Here is a 293-nt window from a genome sequence, read left to right on the forward strand (position 1 = left end):
GTTGCTGCGGGTATTAGCAAAGAAAGCGGGCCAATTGAACGGATGGAGGAAGAGGTCAAAGAAGCAGACTACGTGGAGGACTCTGATGGAAATCTGTGGTACCTTCCCGAAAAGAACATCAGAAAAACTAAATTGATGCACTACCAGAAGAAACTCGAGAAGAAAGAGAAGCTCGTTGAAGCGAAGATTGATCAGCGACTGGAGAAACTGGAGATGAAAAGGAAGAAGTTGATGGAAAAGTACAGCAGCCACAAGATGTTGAGTCGTAAGCCGGCCTTGGACGCCAAGTCTGC

The 293-nt window shown here is 46.8% G+C and carries 1 protein-coding gene; it reads left to right on the forward strand.

Annotation, left to right across the window (positions count from 1 at the left end):
• Window positions 1-293: hypothetical protein (locus tag P2081_RS20675; protein ID WP_278924666.1), on the forward strand; the 293-nt coding region annotated here is incomplete at both ends.

The organism is Pseudophaeobacter profundi, from assembly GCF_029697505.1.
Classification (GTDB): domain Bacteria; phylum Pseudomonadota; class Alphaproteobacteria; order Rhodobacterales; family Rhodobacteraceae; genus Pseudophaeobacter; species Pseudophaeobacter profundi.